This window comes from Cohnella soli (assembly GCF_042655525.1).
GTDB classification, from domain to species: Bacteria; Bacillota; Bacilli; order Paenibacillales; family Paenibacillaceae; genus Cohnella; species Cohnella soli.
Window position 1 is genome coordinate 1 of sequence record NZ_JBHSMI010000004.1, and the last position, 23,607, is coordinate 23,607.

Genomic DNA, 23,607 nt, shown 5'->3' on the forward strand with positions numbered 1-23,607 from the left:
ACAGCTATGCCGAAGCGCTCTGGTGAGAGGCTTCGGCACCACTTAAAAAAGTGACATTTTCTCGGACGAGTTAGGGTGACATTTTCTCAGAAGTTTGACACAAAATGTTTTCCCCTATGAAACGGCATAAAAAATCGGCCTTCTTCTATAGAAGAAAGCCGATTCGCTCCTATGACCTGCTCTTATCCTTTTGGCTTTACTACCAAGGCCGACAAGAACGAAAAAATGATCGCGGCGGATATGCCCGCGCTCGTGACTTTGAAAATTCCTGTGACGATCCCTATCCAACCGTCCTTTTCGATTTCCTTCAGCGCACCGTGGACCAGCGCGTTGCCGAAGCTCGTGATCGGAACCGTTGCACCCGCGCCAGCGAATTTAATCAGCGGTTCGTATAACCCTAGTCCGTCGAGTGCGGCTCCCACTACGACCAGCAAGGTCATCGTGTGGGCCGGTGTCAGCTTAAAAATGTCGAAACAGATTTGCCCGAAGATGCATATCGCACCGCCTATGACAAACGCCCATAAATAAATCATCTCGCATCACCGCTTTCGAAAGATACCGCGTGAGCGATGCATGGAATGCTTTCCCCTTGCTGAAAAGACAGCGGAGACAACAAAGCTCCCGTCGCGACGACGAGAATACGCCGCAGTTCTCCTTTACGCATACGATTCAGCAAATGTCCGTACGTAACGACCGCAGAACATGCGCAGCCGCTCGCTCCTGATTGCACCTGCTGTTTCTCGTAATTGTAGATCATCATTCCGCAATCGCGGTAATCGGTTTGATTCATCGGAATTTTGTGCTTGTCGAACAGATCGTTCGCGAGCTCGTAACCGACCTTGGATAAATCCCCCGTCACGATGAGATCGTAATAGCCCGGCTCGATTCGAAAATCGCGTAAATGCGCTTGGATCGTATCGACTGCCGCTGGCGCCATTGCCGCTCCCATATTAAACGGGTCCGTGAGACCCATATCGATTACCCTGCCGATTGTCGCCGAGGTCACCGCTATGCCATCGCCATCATGAGCGACGACGGACGCCCCCGCGCCCGTAACAGTAAATTGCGCGGTAGGCGGCTTTTGCGAACCATATTCGGTCGGATAGCGAAATTGCTTTTCGACTGAAGCGTTATGGCTGCATGCCGTCGCCAAAGCGTATTTCGCCGATCGGGAATTGACAAGGTTAGCGGCGATAGCCAAACTTTCCATCGAAGTCGAGCATGCGCCGAATACGCCAAGGTACGGAATAGCCAACGTTCTTGCCGCGAAGCTGCTGCTGATGATCTGGTTCATCAAATCCCCGCCGACGAAAAAATTGACCTGCTCATTGGTCAAACCCGCATTCTCGACTGCTATCTTGGCTGCTTCCTCTAGCAGAGTCTTCTCCGCTTTCTCCCAACTATCTTGCCCTAACATCAAGTCCCCGTGCACGATATCGAAATCGTCGACAAGAGGGCCTTGACCTTCGAAGGGTCCGACGACCGTCGCGGTTCCCTTAATGATCGGGCGGTTTTCGAATTTCCAGCTCTGGTGCCCATGCAGCATTGCTTTACCCTCCCCCGCCTTTGATCAGAAGATGCAGCAGTCCTACAATAAAAGCGGCCACGGTGCCGAAGACGATAACCGGTCCCGCGAGCGAGAACATTTTCCCTCCTATACCCAAAACGAGACCTTCGCTTCTGGATTCGACCGACGCGGAAGCCATCGAGTTCGCGAAGCCGGTTACTGGTACCGCGGAGCCCGCGCCCGCCCACTGACCCAGCTTATCGTATAAGCCAAAACTCGTTAAAATCACGGCAAGCAAAATCAGAACGCCTACCGTTGGATTACTTGCCTTCTCTTTATCGAAACCTCCCCACCGCACGAACATATCGGTTATAGCTTGGCCCAATACGCAAATCGTTCCCCCGACGATGAAGGCCCTTATACAGTTTTTGAAGACCGGTCTGGCAGGCTCTCTGTTCTGAGCTAACCGTTTATACTCCTGTTGGACGGGAGTCAACTTCTTCAACTTCTCGTTCGACATCCGTACCCTCCTTTAGCGATACAAATAGGGTCTGGTTTCCTCAATAATTTTTGCCATCCGGTCGACGCACTGTTTGTACATCGCTTTGGCCTTTTCGTCCTTCGTGGCCAGCTCGAACGACATGAGGTCCGCCTCGCACTTCTTCAGCAACACGAATGCGGATTCTTTTTCTTGCGGGAACGGGACTTTGATCTGATCATCGAATAAATCGAGGTACAATAGGCCATACGTATCGACTTGGCCCAAAAACACGTTTTCTATCGCGACGCCTTTCTTTTCAAGCTCCATATTCAACCACTGGCGGGATAACCCCATCGTGGCGAGCGGCTCGTCCATGATTTTCCCGTCCATGATGACCGCCTGCGGCTCTTGTTCGGGACCGACTTTGATTCCCAAATGTTTTGCCGTGATCGGCTGATTTTCTCTTTTCAGAAGCACGTTGATGTCACCGCTGGGCTCCATGATCGCGAATTCAACGTCAGCGATTCTGAAGGCCATTTTCTTCCTTAACTGCTCCATTAGCTCGTCCGTCGTTAGTCTTTCCTTTTTCAGGTTATCCTCTAATACCTTTCCGTCTTTAATAAGGACTGTTGCTTTGCTGTCAAGGAAATCCCGCATTTTTTTACTTTTCAATTGCAGAAATTCGATCCCTAACGAAAAAAGCGACCAGACCATTAATCCGACGATACCTAAATACCATTTCGTCTGTAAATCCATGGAAATGTATGCAACCAGATTGCCAAGCGTAATCCCCGTAATATATTCGAACAGAGAGAGCTGCGAAACCTGGCGTTTGCCCAGTAATTTCGTGATGGTGAACAGCACGACGACCGCGAGTGACGTTCGTATCGCGACCTGAAAGACATCCGGCATTTCAGATCCCCCCTTCTACGGCTTTGGCGATTTCATTATTTGTAAATAGCCCCTCTTTTATGAACGAAACACGAAGTTAACAATTTACCATGGCAGGTAAAATAAGCGAACTGGCTGATGAATAATTCTGCGTCCGCGATTCGATAATATGTCCGATTGGAGGTGAACCTAATGACAGTAGCATCTGATGTGAAAACATGCTTAGCATCGCTCAAAAGCGCTCAAGCGAGCTTAGAGACATTTGCTTTGGCGACTCAAAATCAAGAAGCCAAAACCATGTTCACGAACGCCGCCGGTCAAACGCAGCAAATCGTTGAGCAAGTTGAAAGCCGCGTTCAGCAGTTGGAAAACGAAGAACCACAATATAAAGGGTTCTAGCTTCTCATCCATATTTCAAGAAAAGTTGGGAGGGCGAGAGCCCTCCTCTTCAGCTTTATCTCAGGTTGAAGATTGGCATTTTCCATTTTTTGTTCATGTTGCCGCCCCTCGCGCCATATAGATAAGACAGGCTTGGCGTTTGCGACGGGAGTGGTATTCGTTGTTAGCTCTTTATAAAGTGATAACGATCGTCATCGGATGTTTGATGATCGCTTTCGGGATCGATTTTTTTTTGGTACCGATCAAAGTGCTCGACGGCGGTTTTATCGGTTTAGCCCTCATCGGAAATTATTTATTCAGCTTTAACGTCGGCATTATTCTTATCGTATTGAGCCTGCCGGCTTTTATCTATACGTGGTTGAACGCTCGCGGGATGTTTTTTCATAGCCTCTTCGGCATGGTTCTTTTGTCTTTCTTCATCGATATGTTCGGCATTTTCGAGCCTTTCGGATCGGAAATCCGCTCTTATCCGTTCGTGGGTTCTATAATTGGGGGCATGCTCATCGGAATCGGATTCGGCATATTGCTCAGAATCGACGCGAGCACGGGCGGAATCGATTTGGTCGCGAAGTTGCTGTCGCACCGGATGCGGATAAACGTCGGCGTACTCATCCTCATGATGGACGCGATCGTCGTCGGATTAGGGGGTTTGTTATTTTCCGCGGATACTTTCTTTCTCTCAGTAGCCACGATTACGGCAGGAGGTTTAGCTACTAGTTTGTGCACGGTGAAGTTTTTCAGTTATTAGCGGGGAGTTATAAAAAAAACTCTTTCGGCCGAAGCCGAAAGAGTTTTTTCGCGAATGCGATTCGCTTATTTTTGGATGGAAGCTACTGCGCCTGCACCAACTGTACGGCCGCCTTCGCGGATCGAGAAGCGAGTGCCTTCTTCGATTGCGATTGGGGAGATCAGTTGAACCGTAACCGTGATGTTGTCGCCTGGCATAACCATTTCCGTGCCTTCTGGCAGGTTGATGATACCCGTAACGTCAGTTGTACGGAAGTAGAACTGAGGACGGTAGCCCGTGAAGAAAGGCTTGTGACGGCCACCCTCAGCGGAAGTCAGAACGTAGATTTGAGCCGTGAATTCCGTGTGAGGCTTAACGGAACCTGGTTTAGCCAATACTTGGCCACGCTCGATGTCTTTACGGTCAACGCCACGGAGCAATGCGCCGATGTTGTCGCCAGCTTGAGCTTGGTCGAGCAATTTGCGGAACATTTCAACGCCCGTTACGACGGATTTGCGAGTTTCTTCTTGCAGACCGATGATTTCAGCCTCATCGCCTACTTTGATGATACCACGCTCAACACGGCCGGTAGCAACCGTACCGCGACCCGTGATCGTGAACACGTCCTCGACAGGCATCAAGAAAGGCTTGTCAGTTGCGCGCTCAGGAATTGGGATGTAGTTTTCGATCGCTTCGAACAGCTCAACGATTTTTTCAGCCCAAGGACCTTCTGGGTTCGACAAAGCTTCACGAGATGCGCCGCGTACGATCGGAGTGTCGTCGCCTGGGAACTCGTATTCGTTCAACAGGTCGCGAACTTCCATTTCAACGAGCTCAAGCAGTTCTTCGTCTTCAACCATGTCGCACTTGTTCAAGTATACGACGATGTAAGGAACGCCTACTTGACGGGACAGCAAGATGTGCTCGCGCGTTTGCGGCATAGGGCCGTCAGCAGCGGATACGACCAGGATTGCGCCGTCCATTTGAGCAGCACCCGTGATCATGTTTTTAACGTAGTCGGCGTGTCCTGGGCAGTCAACGTGAGCGTAGTGACGGTTAGGCGTCTCGTACTCAACGTGAGCCGTGGAGATCGTGATGCCACGCTCGCGCTCTTCTGGAGCTTTATCGATTTGGTCGAACGCTACAGCAGCACCGCTACCGTATTTTTTGTTCAATACCGTTGTGATTGCAGCCGTTGTCGTCGTTTTGCCGTGGTCAACGTGACCGATTGTTCCGATGTTAATGTGCGGTTTATTACGTTCGAATTTAGCCTTTGCCATGGAAACTTTTCCTCCTTAATAATTACAAGTTTATATAGGTGGCGAGTCGGGAATCGCGCGTTGGCGTTCCCGATCCCGTCCGCTTACAGCAATTACGCGCCTTTATGTTTGGAGATGATCTCTTCCGAGATCGATCTTGGCACTTCTTCGTAATGGGAAAGCTCCATCGAGAATACGCCGCGACCTTGCGTACCGGAGCGGAGCGTCGTGGAGTAACCGAACATCTCTGCCAACGGAACTTTTGCACGAACGATTTGTGCGCCGAAACGCATATCCGAACCTTCGATGCGTCCGCGGCGGGAGCTCAGCATCCCCATAACATCGCCGAAGTACTCTTCAGGAACCGTTACTTCAACTTTCATGATTGGCTCGAGCAACACAGGATTACATTTGTCCTTCGCTGCTTTAAGCGCCATCGATCCAGCGATTTTGAACGCCATCTCCGAGGAGTCGACGTCATGATACGATCCGTCGAAGATCGTCGCTTTAATATCAACGAGCGGGAAGCCGGCAAGAACGCCGTTCTTCATCGACTCTTCGATACCAGCTTGTACCGGAGCGATAAATTCGCGCGGTACAACGCCGCCGACGACTTTGTTCTCGAACAAGAAGCCTTCGCCAGGTTCGCGAGGTTCGAATTCGATCCAGCAATGGCCGTATTGACCGCGTCCGCCGGATTGACGAACGAACTTGCCTTCGACCTTCGCAGCCGTACGGAACGTCTCGCGGTAAGCAACTTGCGGTTTACCAACGTTTGTCTCGACTTTGAATTCACGAAGCATACGGTCTACGAGGATCTCCAAGTGGAGCTCACCCATACCGGAAATGATCGTTTGTCCGGTTTCTTCGTCCGTGTGGGCACGGAACGTCGGATCTTCCTCGGCGAGCTTCTGCAGAGCGATACCCATTTTGTCTTGGTCGGCTTTTGTTTTCGGCTCGACCGCAAGTTGGATAACCGGCTCAGGGAAGTTCATCGATTCGAGAATAACCGGATGTTTCTCGTCACACAACGTGTCGCCGGTTGTCGTATCTTTCAAGCCTACTGCAGCGGCGATGTCGCCCGAGTATACTTGATCGATTTCTTGACGGCTGTTCGCGTGCATTTGGAGAATACGGCCGATACGTTCGCGTTTGCCTTTCGTCGCGTTAATGACATACGAGCCGGAGCTCAGTACGCCCGAGTATACGCGGAAGAACGTCAAACGACCAACATAAGGGTCGGTCATAATTTTGAATGCGAGAGCCGCGAACGGCTCAGCGTCGGATGATTTGCGAACCGTTTCCGTGCCGTCGTCTAGAACACCTTTAATGTCCGGAACGTCGACTGGGGAAGGCAAGTAATCAACGACAGCATCCAGCATCGGCTGAACGCCTTTGTTGCGATAAGACGTTCCGCAGACGACCGGGAAGATTTTCACTTCGCAGACGCCTTTACGGAGAGCGGATTTGATTTCGGCAACGGTCAGCTCTTCGCCTTCCAAATACTTCATCGTAAGCTCTTCGTCCAGCTCGGCAACTTTCTCTACAAGAATGTTGCGCAGTTCTTCGACTTGATCCGCGTATTCCGCAGGAACTTCAATTTTCTCAGGGTCTTTGCCTTGATCGTCTTTGTATTTATAAGCGACGCGTTCAACGAGGTCGATCATCCCTACAAATTTATCTTCGGCGCCCATAGGCAACTGAATTGCGACTGCGTTAGCGTTCAAGCGTTCCCCCATGTCTTTGATAACATTGAGGTAATCCGCACCGATAATATCCATCTTATTGACATAAGCGATACGCGGTACGCCGTAACGGTCGGCTTGACGCCATACCGTCTCGGATTGCGGTTCTACACCTTCTTTGGCGCTGAATACGCCAACGGCCCCATCCAATACGCGCAGGGAGCGCTCGACTTCTACCGTAAAGTCAACGTGACCCGGAGTGTCGATAATATTGATGCGGTGACCTTTCCACTGAGCGGTCGTCGCGGCAGACGTGATCGTAATGCCGCGCTCTTGTTCTTGTTCCATCCAGTCCATCGTAGCGGCGCCTTCGTGCACTTCGCCGATCTTATGAACGCGTCCGGTAAAGAACAGAATCCGTTCGGTAGTCGTGGTCTTACCAGCGTCAATATGCGCCATAATCCCGATATTGCGCGTATTTTGCAAGGAGAACTCTCTAGCCATGTTACAGTCTCCCTTCGATTGTGTTGCTCTAAACGAATTCTACCAGCGGTAGTGAGCGAATGCTTTGTTCGCTTCCGCCATTTTGTGAGTGTCCTCACGCTTCTTAACGGCTGCACCCGTGTTGTTGGATGCGTCCAGAATTTCGGCAGCCAAACGCTCTTCCATCGTTTTCTCGCCGCGGTTGCGGGAGTAGTTAACGAGCCAACGCAGTCCAAGGGACGTGCGGCGCTCAGGCTTAACTTCGATTGGCACTTGGTAGTTCGCGCCGCCTACACGGCGTGCTTTAACTTCCAGCACCGGCATGATATTCTTGATCGCAGCTTCGAAGACCTCCATTGGATCTTTGCCGGAACGATCTTTAATCAATTCGAATGCATCGTACAGAAGTTGTTGAGCAACGCCTTTCTTACCGTCGATCATGATACGGTTAACGAGGCGAGTAACGAGCTTGCTGTTGTACAGCGGGTCCGGGAGTACATCCCGTTTAGGAACCGGTCCTTTACGTGGCATCGGAGTTCCTCCTTTCTCAGTTGTGGGCGCTTCAGGCGGCATTACTGCCGCTTATGCGCTTATTAGGATTTTTTGACTTTCGGTCTTTTCGTACCGTATTTCGAACGAGCTTGCTTCCGGTTGTTAACGCCCGCAGTATCAAGAGCACCGCGAACGATATGGTAACGAACCCCTGGCAAGTCTTTAACCCGGCCACCGCGTACGAGTACGACGCTGTGCTCTTGCAAGTTGTGTCCGATACCGCCGATGTAGGCAGTAACCTCAACACGGTTCGTCAGACGAACCCTTGCGTATTTACGAAGCGCGGAGTTCGGTTTTTTCGGAGTCATTGTTCCTACACGAGTGCACACGCCGCGTTTTTGCGGAGCGCTCAAGTCGGTTTCAACGCGTTTCAACGCGTTAAAGCCTCTTTGAAGAGCAGGCGATTTGGATTTCGTGACCTTCGATTGACGGCCTTTGCGAACGAGTTGGTTAATTGTTGGCATGTTGCCACCCCCTTCCCCTTGTCGATATAAAAATGATGAGTAAACGACTTGACCGATAGCGGCTTGCGAAGCCCACAGATCCAGGTGGTTCATTTTGAGAGACGAGAAAGGGTCCGACCGACAATTCATAAGAGAAGTTCTCTATTGTTTGCCGCATCAAACCCGGATGTCTTATTCCTCAACGAAAGCTTGGCGATCGTGCCAACTCTCGCAGTAATGTCGCACTTTTCCTTGGATCGCGCCGTATCGATATACGTCATAACGACGCACGTCTGGCACACACTATGACATAATATCACTTCGAATTAGGCGTGTCAAGAATAATGAACCTCTAAATGAATCTCGAAAGCAGGGCAATCGCTTACGAAATTCCTCGGTGTCACGGACCCTTCGCGGAGGCGAATTCGCCGTAACATAGCGAAATTTTCTACCTCAATGGAGGACGTATAATCACTCGAATAGCTCCATAGAAGAAACATTTTCCGCTAACATTTCATAAAATCATCTCAAAGAGCGATTTCCTGATGGAATAACGGAAAACCCCTCCTCTATGAGGTCGTGCAACTGCTTTCGGTAACGAAATAACGGAAACTCTTTCCGCTACCCCAGACCCAAGCCCCGTCGCCGAGCGTCTTTACGTAATAAAAACGGCGACCTCTACAGGCCGCCGTTTCTTTATTCTTTAATTAGTCTTACTCAGCGCCAACCGGTTCGAGTTCCGCAGATTCATCCATCGGTTCGTCAAATGGCGACACGATGCGAATGTTGCGGTAACGCGACATCCCCGTACCGGCAGGGATGAGTTTCCCGATAATGACGTTCTCCTTGAGGCCAAGCAAGCGGTCGACTTTGCCTTTGATTGCGGCATCGGTCAAGACGCGAGTTGTCTCTTGGAAAGACGCTGCCGAGAGGAACGAATCTGTCTCGAGCGACGCTTTCGTAATCCCGAGCAATACCGGACGAGCAACGGCCGGCTCTTTGTCGGACAGAATCGCTTCGCGGTTCGCCGCCTCGTATTCGTGAAGATCCACGAAAGCACCCGGGAGCAGCACCGTATCGCCAGGATCGACGATGCGGATTTTGCGAAGCATTTGCTTGATCATAACTTCGATGTGCTTGTCGTTGATTTCAACGCCCTGGTTCCGATATACGCGTTGAACTTCTTGCAGAATGTAGTTCTGCACGCCGCGAATACCTTTAATCCGGAGCATTTCTTTAGGGTCGATAGAACCATCCGTCAACTCGTCGCCGGCTTCAACCTGCTGGCCTTCGGTGACGCGAATACGGGAGCCGTAGCTGACCGGATAAATCTTCGATTCCGCTCCGCCCTGAATTTCGATCTCGCGACGATCTTTCGTCTCGCGAATTTCTTTGACGACGCCGTCCATCTCGGAGATGATCGCTTGGCCTTTCGGATTCCGAGCTTCGAAAAGCTCCTGAATACGCGGCAAACCTTGCGTGATATCGTCTCCGGCTACGCCGCCGGTATGGAACGTACGCATCGTGAGCTGCGTTCCCGGTTCGCCGATCGATTGAGCGGCGATAATACCGACCGCTTCGCCGATTTCGACTTTTTTGCCGGTTGCCAGGTTGCGTCCGTAGCAAAGCTTACATACGCCATGACGGGCGCGGCAGCTAAGCACCGAACGAATCTGCACGCTCTTGATCCCTGCGCGGATGATTTCTTCCGCTTTAGGCGTATCCAGCAGATCGTTGCGGTTGGCAATGATCTCGCGCGTCTCCGGATTGCGGATCGTTTCGAAAGCGTAACGGCCTTCGATACGGTCGAACAGATCTTCGATAACTTCTTTGCCATCCTCGATCCGGGATACGGTTATCCCCTTGTCCGTGCCGCAATCGTCTTCGCGAACGATGACATCTTGCGCGACGTCGACGAGACGACGGGTCAAGTAACCGGAGTCAGCCGTACGAAGAGCTGTATCGGCTAGACCTTTCCGAGCACCGTGCGTCGAGATGAAGTACTCGAGTACGGTCAGACCTTCGCGGAAGTTCGATTTGATCGGCAACTCGATGATTCGACCAGACGGGTTGGCCATCAAACCGCGCATACCGCCCAATTGAGTAATTTGCGATTTGTTGCCCCGCGCCTTGGAGTCTACCATCAACATGATGTTGTTGTAACGATCCATGGACTTCATTAGGATGTCGGTAATCTCATCCTTCGTTTTGCTCCAGATCTCGATTACACGGTCGCGGCGCTCTTCGTTCGTGATCAATCCGCGGCGGTATTGCGTCGCAACGACGGAGACGCGATCTTCGGATTTCTTGAGAATTTCTTTCTTCTCTTCCGGAACGATAACGTCCGCCACGCCGATCGTAATGCCTGCACGGGTCGAATACGTGAAGCCGAGTTGCTTGATGCTGTCCAAGATCATGGACGTCTTCGTTGTGTGGTAAATGCGGAAGCATTCGCCGATGATGTTGCCCAAATATTCTTTGCCGACTGCACCCGGAATCGCAGGATCTTCGATCCACTTGCTGAGGTCCGCGCCTTTGTCGTAAATAAAGTATTTGTCCGGCGTGCCCTTCACCAAGTTCTCTTTGGTAGCTTCGTTGATGTACGGGAACGTGTCCGGGAAAATTTCGTTGAAAATGATTTTGCCGATCGTCGTCACGATAAACGCTTCTTGCTGCTCCGGCGTGAACGTCTTCTTCTTCAATTCCTTAACCGGAATGATGACGCGAGCATGCAAGGAGATGCCTTCCGTACCGCGTTGGTACGCGGATACAGCTTCGTTGACGTTCGCGAAAACAAGACCCGTGCCGTACGACTTGTTGTTGTCCATCGTCAAGTAGAAGCAACCGAGAACCATATCTTGGGACGGCGTGACAACCGGTTTGCCGTCTTTCGGGTTCAAGATGTTGCCGGACGCGAGCATAAGCAAGCGTGCTTCCGCTTGCGCTTCCGCGGACAACGGTACGTGAACGGCCATTTGGTCGCCGTCAAAGTCGGCGTTGTACGCCGTACAGACGAGCGGGTGAAGTTTGATCGCGCGTCCTTCAACGAGAATCGGTTCAAACGCCTGGATGCCGAGTCTGTGCAATGTCGGAGCGCGGTTCAAGAGAACCGGGTGCTCTTTAATAACGTCCTCGAGAACGTCCCACACTTCGGCGCTGACACGCTCGACCTTGCGCTTCGCGCTCTTGATGTTGTGGGCAAGGCCTTTGGCCACAAGCTCCTTCATCACGAACGGCTTAAACAGTTCGAGTGCCATTTCCTTCGGTAGACCGCACTGGAACATCTTCAGGCTAGGACCTACAACGATAACGGAACGGCCGGAATAGTCGACCCGTTTACCGAGCAAGTTTTGACGGAAACGACCTTGTTTACCTTTCAGCATGTGGCTGAGCGATTTCAGCGGGCGGTTGCCGGGACCCGTTACCGGGCGGCCGCGGCGGCCGTTGTCGATCAAGGCGTCGACCGCTTCTTGGAGCATCCGCTTCTCGTTCTGCACGATAATGTCCGGAGCTCCGAGGTCAAGCAAACGTTTCAGACGGTTATTCCGGTTAATCACGCGACGGTACAGATCGTTCAAATCGCTCGTCGCGAAACGTCCGCCGTCGAGCTGAACCATCGGACGCAGTTCCGGCGGAATGACCGGCAGAACGTCTAGAATCATCCAGTCCGGCAAGTTGCCGGAGTTGCGGAACGATTCGATGACTTCCAGCCGCTTGATTGCGCGGTTACGACGTTGGCCTTGCGCTGTGCGAAGCTCTTCCTTCAGAATTTCGAGCTCGCGGTCGAGATCGATGTCTTGAAGAAGGCGTTTGACCGCCTCAGCGCCCATGCCTGCATGGAACGCGTAGCCGTACTTGTCGCGGTAGCTGCGGTATTCCTTCTCGGAAAGAAGCTGTTTCTTCTCGAGAGGCGTATCGCCCGGGTCAGTAACGACATAGGATGCGAAATAAATGATCTCCTCGAGCGAACGCGGAGACATGTCAAGCGCAAGCCCCATACGGCTCGGGATACCTTTGAAGTACCAAATGTGGGATACCGGCGCGGCAAGCTCGATATGGCCCATCCGTTCGCGGCGCACTTTCGCGCGCGTGACTTCGACGCCGCAGCGATCGCAGACGACGCCTTTGTAACGAACACGCTTGTACTTGCCGCAATGGCACTCCCAGTCTTTCGTCGGGCCAAAAATTTTCTCGCAGAAAAGCCCTTCCTTCTCCGGCTTCAGCGTGCGATAGTTTATCGTTTCCGGTTTTTTGACTTCGCCTCTCGACCATGAGCGGATTTTATCCGGGGAAGCCAGACCGATTTTCATGAACTCAAAGTTATTGACGTCTAACAAGGAGCAAGCCCTCCTTCATCGTTGCTAGATTGCGGATCTTAACGCGACGGCCCGAAGGCCGGCGTCAAACGGTATTATTCAACGCCGACTTCGGAACCTTCGAGATTCAGATTGAGCTTATCTCCAGCGGTGTCGTCTTCGTCGTCCATCTCTTTCATCTCGATCTCTTGCTCGTCGCCGGACAAGATTTTCACGTCCATACCCAAGCTTTGAAGCTCTTTGATCAATACTTTGAACGACTCCGGAACGCCCGGTTCAGGCACGTTCTCGCCTTTAACAATCGACTCGTACGTTTTCACGCGACCGACGACGTCATCGGACTTGACGGTGAGAATTTCCTGAAGCGTGTACGCAGCGCCGTATGCTTCAAGCGCCCATACTTCCATCTCCCCGAAACGTTGACCCCCGAACTGCGCTTTACCACCGAGCGGCTGTTGCGTAACGAGCGAGTAAGGACCAGTCGAACGAGCATGAATTTTATCGTCAACCATGTGCGCCAGTTTGATCATGTACATGACGCCGACAGTAACTTCACGTTCGAACAACTCACCGGAACGACCGTCGCGAAGACGCCATTTACCGTTCCGCTGCATGCCGGCTTCTTCGAGCGTATCGAATACGTCGTGTTCCGTCGCGCCGTCGAATACCGGCGTAGCGGCGTGAATGCCGAGCAGCTTGCAAGCCATGCCCAAGTGAACTTCGAGCACTTGACCGATGTTCATCCGGGAAGGTACGCCGAGCGGGTTCAGAACGACTTGTACAGGCGTTCCGTCCGGTAGGAACGGCATATCTTCTTCAGGCAGGATGCGGGCGATAACCCCTTTGTTACCGTGGCGTCCGGCCATTTTGTCGCCTTCGGAAATTTTCCGTTTCTGAGCGATGTAGGCACGAACGAGTTGGTTGACGCCAGGCGGCAGTTCGTCGCCATTCTCGCGCGTGAACACTTTAACGTCAACGACAATGCCGTCCGTACCGTGAGGTACGCGTAGCGACGTATCGCGAACTTCGCGCGCTTTCTCGCCGAAGATCGCGTGGAGCAGACGCTCTTCCGCAGTCAACTCGGTAACGCCCTTCGGAGTAACTTTACCGACGAGAATGTCTCCCGCGCTAATTTCCGCGCCGACGCGGATGATGCCGCGTTCGTCTAGGTTACGCAGCGCGTCTTCGCCGACGTTAGGAATGTCGCGCGTAATTTCTTCAGGCCCGAGCTTCGTGTCGCGCGCTTCGGATTCATACTCCTCGATGTGAATCGAAGTGTAGACGTCTTCGCGAACAAGCTTCTCGGACAGAAGGATCGCATCCTCGTAGTTGTAGCCTTCCCACGTCATGAACGCAACGACGACGTTGCGGCCGAGCGCAAGTTCGCCCGTTTCCGTGGAAGGACCGTCCGCCATAATATCGCCTTTCTTGATGATATCTCCACGGCGAACGAGAGGACGCTGATTGATGCATGTGCCTTGGTTGGAACGCATGAACTTCTGAAGCTTATATTTGACGATGTCGCCTTTGACCTCTTTGCCCTCGATCATTTCGACGCGGCGCAATTGGATTTCATTGGCGGAAACTCTTTCGATATAACCGTCGTATTTGGATACAATACATACCCCGGAGTCTTTCGCCGACTTGTGCTCCATGCCGGTGCCGACGAACGGCGCTTCCGGAATCAGCAAAGGCACGGCTTGACGTTGCATGTTCGATCCCATGAGCGCACGGTTCGAGTCATCGTTCTCGAGGAACGGAATCATCGCCGTTGCGACGGAAACGACTTGCTTCGGAGAGACGTCCATGTAATCCACGCGGTCGCTCGACATCGTGAGAATGTTGTCCGTCTGCTTGTTGTAACGGACGATGATGTTCTCTTCGACGAAGGAACCGTCGGGATTCAGGAGCGCGTTCGCTTGCGCGATAATGTAATTGTCTTCTTCGTCCGCTGTCATGTAGACGATCTCGTCCGTCACTTGGTTCGTGTTCGGATTGACTTTGCGGTAAGGCGCCTCGATAAAGCCGTATTCGTTAATGCGCGCAAACGAGGACAAGGAGTTGATCAGACCGATGTTCGGTCCCTCCGGCGTCTCGATTGGGCACATGCGGCCATAGTGCGAGTGGTGAACGTCCCGGACTTCGAAGCCCGCACGCTCACGCGTCAAACCGCCGGGTCCGAGTGCGGACAGACGACGTTTGTGCGTCAACTCGGCAAGCGGGTTCGTCTGGTCCATAAACTGCGACAATTGGGAAGATCCGAAGAACTCCTTGATCGCCGCTATGACCGGACGAATGTTGATGAGCGCTTGCGGCGTAATGGCATTCTGGTCTTGAATCGACATCCGTTCGCGAACGACACGCTCCATCCGAGACAAGCCGATGCGGAACTGATTTTGCAGCAATTCGCCTACGGAACGCAGACGCCTGTTGCCCAAGTGATCGATATCATCCGTGTTACCGATCGACTGCAACAAGTTCATGAAGTAGTTGATCGACGAAATAATATCCGCCGGCGTAATGTTCTTCACCGCTTTGTCGATGATGCCGTTGGAAATGACTTTAACGACTTTGCCATCTTCAATCGGAGAAAACACGCTGATCGCTTGCAGTGGAATGTCTTCCGACTCGTAAACGGCCCCTGTTACGCGATGCGTCTTGAAACCAACGTTTTTCTCGAGAGCCGGCAAAATCTGGTCAAGCAGCCTGCGATCGATCATTTGTCCAGCTTCGGCGATAATCTCGCCTGTGGACGGATCGACGAGCGTTTCGGCCAAACGTTGGTTAAAAAGACGGTTCTTAATGTGCAGTTTTTTGTTTACTTTATAACGACCGACGTTCGCGAGGTCGTAACGCTTCGGATCGAAGAACCGCGCAATCAGCAGGCTGCGTGCGTTCTCGAGCGTCGGCGGCTCGCCTGGGCGAAGGCGCTCGTAAATCTCGATCAGCGCTTTCTCCGTAGAGTCGGTGTTGTCTTTCTCAAGCGTATTGCGGATGAAGTCGTCTTGTCCGAGCAAATCCAAAATTTCGGCATCCGTTCCGAAGCCCAATGCGCGAAGCAGCACCGTTACCGGGATTTTGCGCGTACGGTCGATCCGCACGTAAATGATATCTTTCGCGTCCGTCTCGAGCTCAAGCCAAGCGCCGCGGTTCGGAATGACGGTTGCGGTATAGTTTTTCTTGCCGTTCTTATCCACTTTCGTACTGAAATAGACGCTTGGGGAGCGCACCAATTGGCTGACGATGACGCGTTCCGCACCATTGATAATGAAAGTGCCCGTTTCGGTCATGAGCGGGAAATCGCCCATGAATACTTCTTGCTCCTTCACTTCGCCCGTTTCCTTGTTAAGCAACCGCACCTTCACGCGAAGCGGAGCCGCGTACGTAACGTCGCGTTCCTTCGATTCGTCTACCGAATACTTCGGCTCGCCAAGGCTATAGTCGATAAACTCCAACACGAGATTGCCGGTGAAATCCGAAATTGGCGAAATATCCTGAAAAATTTCCCGCAAACCCTCGTCCAAAAACTTCTGGTACGATTGTTGCTGGATTTCGATCAGGTTCGGGACTTCCAACACTTCATTAATGCGGGCGTAGCTGCGCCGTGCACGGCGGCCATACTGAACAAGATGTCCTGCCAACTTAACCTCACCCCTTAAGTCTGCTTCAACACACAAATAAAGAAAAGCCCTTATGCGCCGGTTGGCGGCACAATGGCAAACACTCCTGCCTTTACCCCAAAACAAACCCATTATACGCCATCGAACGCGGTTTTATTCCGTGGAAAGGCGCGGGCTAGACACATCATACTACTAAAGACAAATAGCCCATCTTAATACTGACATTTCTTAATAGTACCACATCGAAAATGTCAAGTCAAATTATTTTAATTCTATGTTCTCTTGCACCGGATCACCTTGTACCCCTTGTCCTTGCCGACTTCTTCAACTTCATCTTCTCCGAATATTTCTTCCAGCTTCGCTCTCGCAGAAGGCGCTCCTTGTTTCTTCTGAATGACAATCCAAAGCGTCCCTCCCGGATTCAACCGGTCGAACGATTCTTCGAACAATCGGTGCACGACCGCTTTGCCCGCACGAATCGGCGGATTGGAGAGAATGACGTCGAACTTCCTGTCCGCAACGGCGGAGAACAAATCGCTCGGAGTAAAAGTAACGTTCTCGATCCCATTCGCCTTGGCATTCGCTTTAGCTAGCGCAACCGCGCGCTCATTGATGTCGATCAACGTCGCATGTCCTTGCGGCGCAAGGCGGGCGGCGACCAAACCAATCGGACCATAACCGCATCCGACGTCCAGTACGCTTGCTTGTTGCGGAATATCCATATGCTCGATGAGCACCCGACTTCCGTAGTCCACCCCGTCCCGCGAAAACACGCCCGCATCCGACGTCAGCTTCAGCTTATGACCTCGCAACACCGCTTCGAACGTTTGCTTGTCGCTTGCCGACTTTGGCTGACTCGAATAATAATGATCGTTCACCGCAGTTCCTCCAACATCTCGCACCCAAAAAGGCGCCTTTACTCATCTTAAACCAATTTGCTCATGAACAAACCCCTCGAAGAAAATCTTCAAGGGGTTTGTCGGTCCCGCTTCTTATTTTACTTCTACTTTAGCGCCAGCTTCTTCAAGCTTAGCTTTAACTGCGTCTGCTTCTTCTTTAGCTACTTTTTCTTTGATCGGTTTTGGTGCGTTGTCTACGAGGTCTTTTGCTTCTTTCAAGCCGAGGCCCGTAATTTCGCGAACCGCTTTGATAACGTTGATTTTGGATGCGCCAGCATCCGTAAGGATAACATCGAATTCGGATTGCTCTTCGACTTCTGCAACAGCAACAGCGCCACCTACTGCAACTGGAGCTGCAGCCGTTACGCCGAATTCTTCTTCGATTGCTTTAACCAGGTCGTTCAGTTCGAGAACAGTCATCACTTTGATGGCTTCCAAGATTTGCTCTTTGCTCATTTGTATACCCTCCATAGTGTAAGATCGCATGGATCTTTTGTTTTTTGGTTAGACCGCCTGCGGCGGAATGGTGTTACGCGCTTGCTTCGTTCTTTTCGGACACCGCTTTGACAGCGAGCGCGAAGTTACGAACCGGAGCTTGGAGAACGCTAAGCAACATGGACAGCAAGCCTTCGCGGGAAGGCAGGTCGGCCAGCGCTTTGACTTGAGCCGCGTCGACGAAACGTCCTTCGACGATGCCGCCTTTAACTTGAAGCGCGTCGTTTTTCTTCGCGAAATCGCTAAGGATTTTCGCTGGAGCAACAACGTCTTTACCGAATGCGACAGCAGTTGGACCTGTCAGAATCGCATCAAGATCGCTCAGTTCGACGCTTGCGGCTGCACGGCTGACCAAAGAGTTTTTCAACACTTGGAATTCGATGCCGGCTTCACGCATTTGCTTACGGAGCAAAGTCACTTGCGCCACGTTCAGACCGCGGTAGTCCGCAATGATCGCGGAGCTGCTTTCGCGCAATTTCGTCGCGATGACATTGACTTCCTCTTGCTTAGCTGCAATGATTTTTGCATTTGCCATTATGTGCACCTCCTATGAGATTCGGTTTACCGTACATTCATCCCGAGCGTCCCGGAGACATAAGAAATGCCTCCGCAGACTCACGGAGGCATGACATGATCTTGTACCCGACACCCGGACGCTTACGCGCCCGACCATCAGGAAAAAGCTCTATCCACACACCTCGGTAGGAAATTAAGCGAAGCGACGTATCACTTGGCACCTACGGTCTACGGTATCCATATTCGTTTTTCAGCTACATCAGCTTATCACTAGGAACAGCCGATGTCAAAGGACAAATTTTACCGAGCTCGCTTGGCCTAAGCCAATCGATTAACGGTATACCGCAGCGTTAACGCGTGCGCCTGGTCCCATCGTCGAAGAAATCGAGATGTTTTTCAGGTATACGCCTTTGGACGATGCTGGCTTAGCGCGGTTCAGCGCTTCGATCAGAGCTTTCAAGTTTTCGTCGAGCTTCTGAGCGTCGAACGAAGCTTTGCCGATCGGTGCGTGAATTTGTCCGGCTTTGTCCAGACGGTACTCGATTTTACCGGCTTTGATCTCGTTGATCGCTTTAGCAACGTCGTTAGTGACGGTGCCAGCTTTAGGGTTCGGCATCAAGCCTTTGCCCCCGAGAATACGGCCTAGTTTACCTACTTCACCCATCATGTCCGGAGTCGCGACGCAGACGTCGAACTCGAACCATCCTTGTTGGATTTTTGCGATGAGATCAGCATCCCCTACGTAATCCGCTCCAGCAGCTTCAGCTTCTTTCAGCTTGTCGCCTTTCGCGAATACGAGAACGCGTTGCGTTTTGCCGGTGCCGTGTGGCAGGACGACTACGCCGCGCACTGCTTGGTCTTGCTTTCTCGGATCAACGCCGAGACGGACAGCCGCTTCGACTGTTTCGTCGAATTTAGCCGTTGCCGCTTTCTTCACGAGCTCGATGGCTTCGAGGGATTCGTAAGTCGCATCGCGATCGATCAGCTTAGCGGATTCTACATACTTCTTACCGTGTTTAGCCAAGTTATTCTCCTCCTTTTGTGGTTTTAACGGTGTCAACCCATGCGCTCGATACGAGCGGCCAGGATCTCCTCCCACTTATGCGATTAGTCTTCGATGACGACGCCCATGCTGCGAGCCGTACCTTCGACCATACGCATTGCAGCTTCAACCGAAGCAGCGTTCAAGTCTTGCATTTTTTGCTCCGCGATTTCGCGTACTTTCGCACGTTTTACGGTAGCGACTTTCTTTTTGTTCGGTTCGCCGGACCCTTTCGAAATACCAGCAGCGACGCGCAGCAATACTGCAGCCGGCGGCGTTTTGGTTTCGAACGTAAAGGAACGGTCCTCGTATACGGAAATGACAACCGGAATAACCAATCCCGCTTGATCGGCCGTACGAGCGTTGAACTCTTTACAGAAAGCCATAATGTTAACGCCAGCTTGACCGAGCGCAGGACCGATTGGCGGCGCAGGGTTTGCTTTACCCGCATTAACTTGCAGCTTTACCAACTTAATGACCTTTTTTGCCATGTTGCACACCTCCCTGACCCGTAATGCGGTTTAACGAAGCTTTCGCTCCTCCCGCTCTTTCAAGAAACCCTGAACCCGAAGGCCCTATATTTTCTCCACTTGAGTGAATTCCAACTCAACCGGGGTTTCCCTGCCAAACATGTTGACGTGCACCTTCAACTTGCTCTTGTCGGCGAGAATTTCTTCTACGGAACCGACAAAGTTCGCGAAAGGTCCGACTTTCACGCGGACGTTCTCCTTCAATTCGAATTCGATGACCGGCTTTGGCTCGTCCATGCCCATGTGACGCAGAATGCCTTCTACCTCTTCCGGGAGGAGCGCCGTCGGTTTCGAACCCGACCCGGTAGAACCGACGAAGCCGGTTACACCTGGCGTATTGCGGACAACATACCACGAATCGTCCGTCTGGATCATTTCGACGAGAACATAGCCGGGATATACTTTGCGCATAACCGACTTTTTCTTGCCGTCCTTATTGACGATTTCTTCTTCCATCGGCACAAGCACGCGGAAGATCTTGTCTTGCATACCCATAGATTCCACGCGTTTCTCCAGGTTCGCCTTAACCTTGTTCTCGTAACCGGAGTACGTGTGCACTACATACCATCTTTTCTCCATGGAAAAGCCACCTTTGGTTCCTGCGTCAGATGATCAGATCGACGAGGGATGAAATACCGATGTCCAGAGCCCAGAAGTAGATCGTTACCAGCAGGATTGTCACAATAACGATGACCGTGTAGCTGACGAGCTCTTTCCGGTTGGGCCAGCGTACTTTCTTTAGTTCGTTCCAGCTGTCGCTGAAAAACGAAAAAAACGACCCAAAGTTTTGTTTCATTTTGGCCAGGAAAGTCACGTTCATTCCTCCTAGGAGTTAGCGCGTTTCGCGATGAGGAGTATGTTCGTTGCAAAATTTGCAGAACTTCTTCAACTCGATGCGATCGGCGTGAGTCCGTTTGTTCTTGCTCGACGTGTAGTTACGTTGCTTGCAGCTCGTGCAAGCAAGAGTGATGATTACACGCATCCCTTCCACCTCCTGGGATATGACTTCATAAAAATACAACCATTCAGCGGAAACTCGGCTTGGCGAACCAAGGCCGCGATAGGAATCGGGATGATGCAAGGCATCAAGACAACAATTCCTGGTGTTTCGCCGATGATTCTGAGCCAGCGCATAAGAAACCACGTTAAGGTTACTAAAGTAATTTAGCACAAGCGCTTATGCGATGTCAACGAAAACTGTCGGTTACGGTGGATTGGCAATTATGAGCACCCGTGGAGGAACCTCGAATCTGGGGTCTAGCATCCTCGTTCTATTCTTCCATTTTTGAGGTCACCTTAACCCTCTTACGCAAAAAAAGATAGCCAGCATTTGTCGGACAAGGCATAGAGCATGAAAAAAGCAGCCCGCTCGCAACCGGCTGCCTGTTCAACAAATATAATAGCGATAAACGTTACATTCCAATCCGTATCAATGGGCGAGATCTCTCACTTCGAGATATTTCTCAAGCTTTCGCTTGACGCGTTGCAGTGCATTGTCGATCGACTTCACATGCCTGTCGAGATCGACCGCGATTTCCTGGTAGGAACGCCCGTCCAAGTAAAGCGCGAGCACCTTCCGCTCGAGATCGCTTAAAATTTCCGACATTTTGTCCTCGAGGCCGTAAAACTCCTCTTGGTTAATAATCATTTCTTCGGGATCGCATACGCGGGAGCCGCAAATGACGTCGAGCAGCGTCCGGTCGGAATCTTCGTCGTATATCGGCTTGTCGAGGGATACATAGGAGTTGAGGGGAATATGTTTCTGCCGGGTGGCGGTCTTGATGGCGGTAATGATCTGCCGGGTGATGCAAAGCTCGGCGAACGCCTTAAACGAAGCCAGCTTGTCTCCCCTGAAGTCGCGGATCGCTTTGTACAAGCCGATCATGCCTTCCTGCACGATATCTTCCCGTTCCGCCCCGATCAGAAAGTAAGAGCGCGCTTTCGCCCGCACAAAATTTCGATATTTATGAATTAAATATTCCAAAGCTTCGCTATCTCCGAAACGAACGGACTCCACGATATCCTCGTCGGCCTTGAAGTCATACTCGCGCGTGTCCAGCCTCTCCAAGTCGACGCTCACGAAATCCCCTCCGGTCTGCATTGGCGTACTGGAACCTCCGAAACTACCAAACTAAATTCAATATACTTGAAATCCCGCATAGCGTCAATGGATTCGGGCTTTTTACCGCAAACCCACCGTGGCAAAATTGTAAATAAAAGTAATCCTCCGACTAAGTCTCCCCTTGTCCGCGCCTCATCCGCTCCAACCTGCGGAGCACATCTTCAGGCAAAGAACCTCCGAGAGGGTTCTTTTTTAACTGCATGGTTCTGTCAATCGCCTCACGGATGTCGGACGTGCTTTGCCGCACCGCCACCCTTAGCTCGCGAGCCGGCATGCGCAAGGCCCCTTTGCCAAAGGCGACGTGCTGCTCGACGAGGTCGGACGTCGCGACGTAGACGTTTCTCCGGACGTTCGTCCATTCGCCGACAAGCCTTTCAATGCACTCGTCCGCCGTCTCTCGTTCCCGCGTATAGACGACCCTGAACTTCTTTCGAAGTCGATACTGCTTGCCCGAACCAGGGACGCGGAAAGCGTCGAACACGACGATAATGACGATTCCGGCGTACCCTTGGTAATTGGACAACATGTCGACCAACATGTCCCTTGCGTCCTCCAGTTTGTCGTTCTTCATCGCCGCTAGCTCCGGCCAGGCCCCGATCATGTTGTAGCCGTCGACGAGAAGCACGTCCTCTTTCTGGAACTTACGCTGTTCAGTCATTCCCTTGGGCAGATTTCGCTTGCCGCTGGCGTACGACCTCGTACAAAATGACCCCGGTCGCGACAGAAGCGTTCAATGAGTTAATCTTGCCGGCCATCGGAAGCGACAGAATGAAATCGCAATGTTCTTTAACGAGTCGAGACAGCCCTTGACCTTCGTTACCGATAACGATCGCAAGAGGTCCCGTCAAGTTCGTCTCATAGAACCCCTGCTTCGCGCCCACGTCCGCGCCCGCGATCCAAAGTCCCGCTTCCTTGAGCTTCTCGATCGTCTGGGTCAAGTTCGCAACGCGGGCCACGGGCACATATTCGACGGCACCCGCCGACGTCTTCGCGACGACCGGGGTCAATCCCGCGCTGCGGCGCTTCGGCACGATGACGCCGTGAACGCCGGTGCAATCGGCCGTACGCAGAATGGAACCAAGATTATGCGGATCTTCGACTTCGTCAAGAAGCACGATCAGCGGGGGTTCTCCCCGCTCTGCGGCGCGGGCAAGCAGCTCGTCCACTTCGTAGTAGGACGCTGCGGCGACTTGCGCGACGACCCCTTGGTGCTGCATGTCGGGGACAAGCCTGTCCAGCTTCGACTTTTCGACCTGCTGCACAACGATTTTGCGTTCTTTCGCCTCTTCCATGATCGGCTGAACGAGATGACGCTGCGCTTGGCTCGAGACGAAAATTTTATTGATCGCCCGTCCGGCTTTCAGCGCCTCCAGCACAGGATGTTTCCCGGCTAAATATTCCTCGCCGCCCTTTAATGCGCTGTCCGCCGCCCATTGCTCCGCGTCGGCCGACGATTCCTGGGCGACTTGATGCGACGTCCGGCGTTCATCCCGGCGGAAATCGCCGCGATCCGTGCCGGGACGAGAGTGCCAGCCGCCCTTGCGTTCTCCCTGCTGACGTTGAGGGGGCTTGCCGCCCTCCGCCCGGCGTCCGCCGGATGTCTTTGGATAGTCTTTACTGCTGCCCATTTCTCATCTTCC

At 52.2% G+C, this 23,607-nt stretch carries 22 protein-coding genes, 1 pseudogene and 1 other annotated feature; of the genes and pseudogenes, 2 read left to right on the top strand and 21 right to left on the bottom strand.

The features are described from left to right. Nucleotides 1-182 precede the first annotated feature (182 nt). Genes spoVAE through ACFPOF_RS02560 form a run of 4 tightly spaced genes read right to left on the bottom strand, consistent with a single transcriptional unit; the run spans nucleotide 183 to nucleotide 2,900 of the window. Entirely contained in the window at nucleotides 183-533 is a 351-nt protein-coding gene (spoVAE, locus tag ACFPOF_RS02545; RefSeq protein WP_378129323.1) for a stage V sporulation protein AE, read from the bottom strand. Then, nucleotides 530-1,546, bottom strand: coding sequence for a stage V sporulation protein AD (gene spoVAD / locus ACFPOF_RS02550; protein WP_378129325.1), 1,017 nt, complete (start codon nucleotides 1,544-1,546; stop codon nucleotides 530-532). The genes spoVAE and spoVAD overlap by 4 nt, the downstream gene beginning before the upstream one ends. A gap of 4 nt (nucleotides 1,547-1,550) precedes the next feature. Beyond that, entirely contained in the window at nucleotides 1,551-2,027 is a 477-nt protein-coding gene (spoVAC, locus tag ACFPOF_RS02555) for a stage V sporulation protein AC (RefSeq protein ID WP_378129327.1), read from the bottom strand. A 12-nt stretch (nucleotides 2,028-2,039) separates the two neighbouring features. After that, complete coding sequence (locus ACFPOF_RS02560) at nucleotides 2,040-2,900, bottom strand: DUF421 domain-containing protein (RefSeq protein WP_378129329.1); 861 nt, start codon at nucleotides 2,898-2,900, stop codon at nucleotides 2,040-2,042. Nucleotides 2,901-3,071: 171 nt separating this feature from the next. On the opposite strand from ACFPOF_RS02560, the gene ACFPOF_RS02565 reads away from it, so the two are divergent. Next, entirely contained in the window at nucleotides 3,072-3,278 is a 207-nt protein-coding gene (locus tag ACFPOF_RS02565) for a DUF1657 domain-containing protein (protein WP_378129331.1), read from the top strand. A 160-nt stretch (nucleotides 3,279-3,438) separates the two neighbouring features. Continuing rightward, the gene (locus ACFPOF_RS02570) at nucleotides 3,439-4,026 is read left to right on the top strand and encodes a YitT family protein (RefSeq protein ID WP_378129333.1); all 588 of its coding nucleotides are present in this window, start codon (nucleotides 3,439-3,441) and stop codon (nucleotides 4,024-4,026) included. A 65-nt stretch (nucleotides 4,027-4,091) separates the two neighbouring features. Here ACFPOF_RS02570 and tuf read toward each other — a convergent pair whose 3' ends face one another. From tuf to rlmB, 17 genes and pseudogenes are all read right to left on the bottom strand, one after another. Further along, entirely contained in the window at nucleotides 4,092-5,285 is a 1,194-nt protein-coding gene (tuf, locus tag ACFPOF_RS02575) for an elongation factor Tu (protein ID WP_378129335.1), read from the bottom strand. A 92-nt stretch (nucleotides 5,286-5,377) separates the two neighbouring features. Next, on the bottom strand, nucleotides 5,378-7,453 hold the full coding sequence (gene fusA, locus ACFPOF_RS02580) for an elongation factor G (protein ID WP_378129337.1): 2,076 nt from the start codon (nucleotides 7,451-7,453) through the stop codon (nucleotides 5,378-5,380). Between the two features lie 39 nt (nucleotides 7,454-7,492). After that, nucleotides 7,493-7,963, bottom strand: a complete 471-nt coding sequence (gene rpsG, locus ACFPOF_RS02585; RefSeq protein WP_209750095.1) for a 30S ribosomal protein S7 — start codon at nucleotides 7,961-7,963, stop codon at nucleotides 7,493-7,495. Nucleotides 7,964-8,025: 62 nt separating this feature from the next. Further along, nucleotides 8,026-8,448: a 30S ribosomal protein S12 gene (gene rpsL / locus ACFPOF_RS02590; protein ID WP_209750096.1), complete on the bottom strand. Its 423-nt coding sequence runs from the start codon at nucleotides 8,446-8,448 to the stop codon at nucleotides 8,026-8,028. Nucleotides 8,449-9,140: 692 nt separating this feature from the next. After that, on the bottom strand, nucleotides 9,141-12,764 hold the full coding sequence (gene rpoC, locus ACFPOF_RS02595) for a DNA-directed RNA polymerase subunit beta' (protein WP_378129339.1): 3,624 nt from the start codon (nucleotides 12,762-12,764) through the stop codon (nucleotides 9,141-9,143). A gap of 74 nt (nucleotides 12,765-12,838) precedes the next feature. Then, nucleotides 12,839-16,384 carry a DNA-directed RNA polymerase subunit beta gene (gene rpoB, locus ACFPOF_RS02600; protein WP_378129341.1) on the bottom strand — a complete coding sequence of 1,182 codons (3,546 nt, stop codon included), beginning with the start codon at nucleotides 16,382-16,384 and terminating at the stop codon, nucleotides 12,839-12,841. 251 nt (nucleotides 16,385-16,635) lie between these two features. Continuing rightward, complete coding sequence (locus tag ACFPOF_RS02605) at nucleotides 16,636-17,241, bottom strand: class I SAM-dependent methyltransferase (RefSeq protein WP_378129343.1); 606 nt, start codon at nucleotides 17,239-17,241, stop codon at nucleotides 16,636-16,638. Nucleotides 17,242-17,355: 114 nt separating this feature from the next. Next, nucleotides 17,356-17,718 carry a 50S ribosomal protein L7/L12 gene (gene rplL / locus ACFPOF_RS02610; RefSeq protein WP_378129345.1) on the bottom strand — a complete coding sequence of 121 codons (363 nt, stop codon included), beginning with the start codon at nucleotides 17,716-17,718 and terminating at the stop codon, nucleotides 17,356-17,358. 73 nt (nucleotides 17,719-17,791) lie between these two features. After that, nucleotides 17,792-18,292, bottom strand: coding sequence for a 50S ribosomal protein L10 (gene rplJ / locus ACFPOF_RS02615; RefSeq protein ID WP_378129347.1), 501 nt, complete (start codon nucleotides 18,290-18,292; stop codon nucleotides 17,792-17,794). 53 nt (nucleotides 18,293-18,345) lie between these two features. After that, nucleotides 18,346-18,525, bottom strand: a sequence feature (ribosomal protein L10 leader region). Between the two features lie 79 nt (nucleotides 18,526-18,604). Further along, a complete protein-coding gene (rplA, locus tag ACFPOF_RS02620) occupies nucleotides 18,605-19,297 on the bottom strand; it encodes a 50S ribosomal protein L1 (RefSeq protein ID WP_378129349.1) in 693 nt (230 codons plus the stop codon). Nucleotides 19,298-19,380: 83 nt separating this feature from the next. After that, the gene (gene rplK / locus ACFPOF_RS02625; RefSeq protein WP_378129351.1) at nucleotides 19,381-19,806 is read right to left on the bottom strand and encodes a 50S ribosomal protein L11; all 426 of its coding nucleotides are present in this window, start codon (nucleotides 19,804-19,806) and stop codon (nucleotides 19,381-19,383) included. 84 nt (nucleotides 19,807-19,890) lie between these two features. Then, on the bottom strand, nucleotides 19,891-20,424 hold the full coding sequence (gene nusG / locus ACFPOF_RS02630; RefSeq protein WP_378129353.1) for a transcription termination/antitermination protein NusG: 534 nt from the start codon (nucleotides 20,422-20,424) through the stop codon (nucleotides 19,891-19,893). A 25-nt stretch (nucleotides 20,425-20,449) separates the two neighbouring features. Continuing rightward, nucleotides 20,450-20,659, bottom strand: a complete 210-nt coding sequence (gene secE / locus ACFPOF_RS02635; protein ID WP_378129355.1) for a preprotein translocase subunit SecE — start codon at nucleotides 20,657-20,659, stop codon at nucleotides 20,450-20,452. An 18-nt stretch (nucleotides 20,660-20,677) separates the two neighbouring features. Continuing rightward, nucleotides 20,678-20,827 carry a 50S ribosomal protein L33 gene (rpmG, locus tag ACFPOF_RS02640; RefSeq protein WP_094050645.1) on the bottom strand — a complete coding sequence of 50 codons (150 nt, stop codon included), beginning with the start codon at nucleotides 20,825-20,827 and terminating at the stop codon, nucleotides 20,678-20,680. Nucleotides 20,828-21,274: 447 nt separating this feature from the next. Beyond that, nucleotides 21,275-21,925 carry an RNA polymerase sporulation sigma factor SigH gene (gene sigH / locus ACFPOF_RS02645; protein ID WP_378129357.1) on the bottom strand — a complete coding sequence of 217 codons (651 nt, stop codon included), beginning with the start codon at nucleotides 21,923-21,925 and terminating at the stop codon, nucleotides 21,275-21,277. 151 nt (nucleotides 21,926-22,076) lie between these two features. After that, complete coding sequence (locus tag ACFPOF_RS02650) at nucleotides 22,077-22,625, bottom strand: NYN domain-containing protein (protein ID WP_378129359.1); 549 nt, start codon at nucleotides 22,623-22,625, stop codon at nucleotides 22,077-22,079. Further along, nucleotides 22,618-23,370 (bottom strand): annotated as a pseudogene (rlmB, locus tag ACFPOF_RS02655) (23S rRNA (guanosine(2251)-2'-O)-methyltransferase RlmB); the annotation flags it as partial. The gene ACFPOF_RS02650 and the pseudogene rlmB, both read right to left, overlap by 8 nt. Nucleotides 23,371-23,607: the final 237 nt, after the last annotated feature.

Coding starts and splice junctions, on each gene's coding strand:
- rpmG (WP_094050645.1), bottom strand. CDS start 20,827: ATGCGTGTAATCATCACTCTTGCTTGCACGAGCTGCAAGCAACGTAAC.
- rplL (WP_378129345.1), bottom strand. CDS start 17,718: ATGAGCAAAGAGCAAATCTTGGAAGCCATCAAAGTGATGACTGTTCTC.
- rplJ (WP_378129347.1), bottom strand. CDS start 18,292: ATGGCAAATGCAAAAATCATTGCAGCTAAGCAAGAGGAAGTCAATGTC.
- rplK (WP_378129351.1), bottom strand. CDS start 19,806: ATGGCAAAAAAGGTCATTAAGTTGGTAAAGCTGCAAGTTAATGCGGGT.
- spoVAE (WP_378129323.1), bottom strand. CDS start 533: ATGATTTATTTATGGGCGTTTGTCATAGGCGGTGCGATATGCATCTTC.
- spoVAC (WP_378129327.1), bottom strand. CDS start 2,027: ATGTCGAACGAGAAGTTGAAGAAGTTGACTCCCGTCCAACAGGAGTAT.
- tuf (WP_378129335.1), bottom strand. CDS start 5,285: ATGGCAAAGGCTAAATTCGAACGTAATAAACCGCACATTAACATCGGA.
- rpsG (WP_209750095.1), bottom strand. CDS start 7,963: ATGCCACGTAAAGGACCGGTTCCTAAACGGGATGTACTCCCGGACCCG.
- spoVAD (WP_378129325.1), bottom strand. CDS start 1,546: ATGCTGCATGGGCACCAGAGCTGGAAATTCGAAAACCGCCCGATCATT.
- ACFPOF_RS02560 (WP_378129329.1), bottom strand. CDS start 2,900: ATGCCGGATGTCTTTCAGGTCGCGATACGAACGTCACTCGCGGTCGTC.
- ACFPOF_RS02565 (WP_378129331.1), top strand. CDS start 3,072: ATGACAGTAGCATCTGATGTGAAAACATGCTTAGCATCGCTCAAAAGC.
- fusA (WP_378129337.1), bottom strand. CDS start 7,453: ATGGCTAGAGAGTTCTCCTTGCAAAATACGCGCAATATCGGGATTATG.
- rpsL (WP_209750096.1), bottom strand. CDS start 8,448: ATGCCAACAATTAACCAACTCGTTCGCAAAGGCCGTCAATCGAAGGTC.
- ACFPOF_RS02650 (WP_378129359.1), bottom strand. CDS start 22,625: ATGACTGAACAGCGTAAGTTCCAGAAAGAGGACGTGCTTCTCGTCGAC.
- nusG (WP_378129353.1), bottom strand. CDS start 20,424: ATGGAGAAAAGATGGTATGTAGTGCACACGTACTCCGGTTACGAGAAC.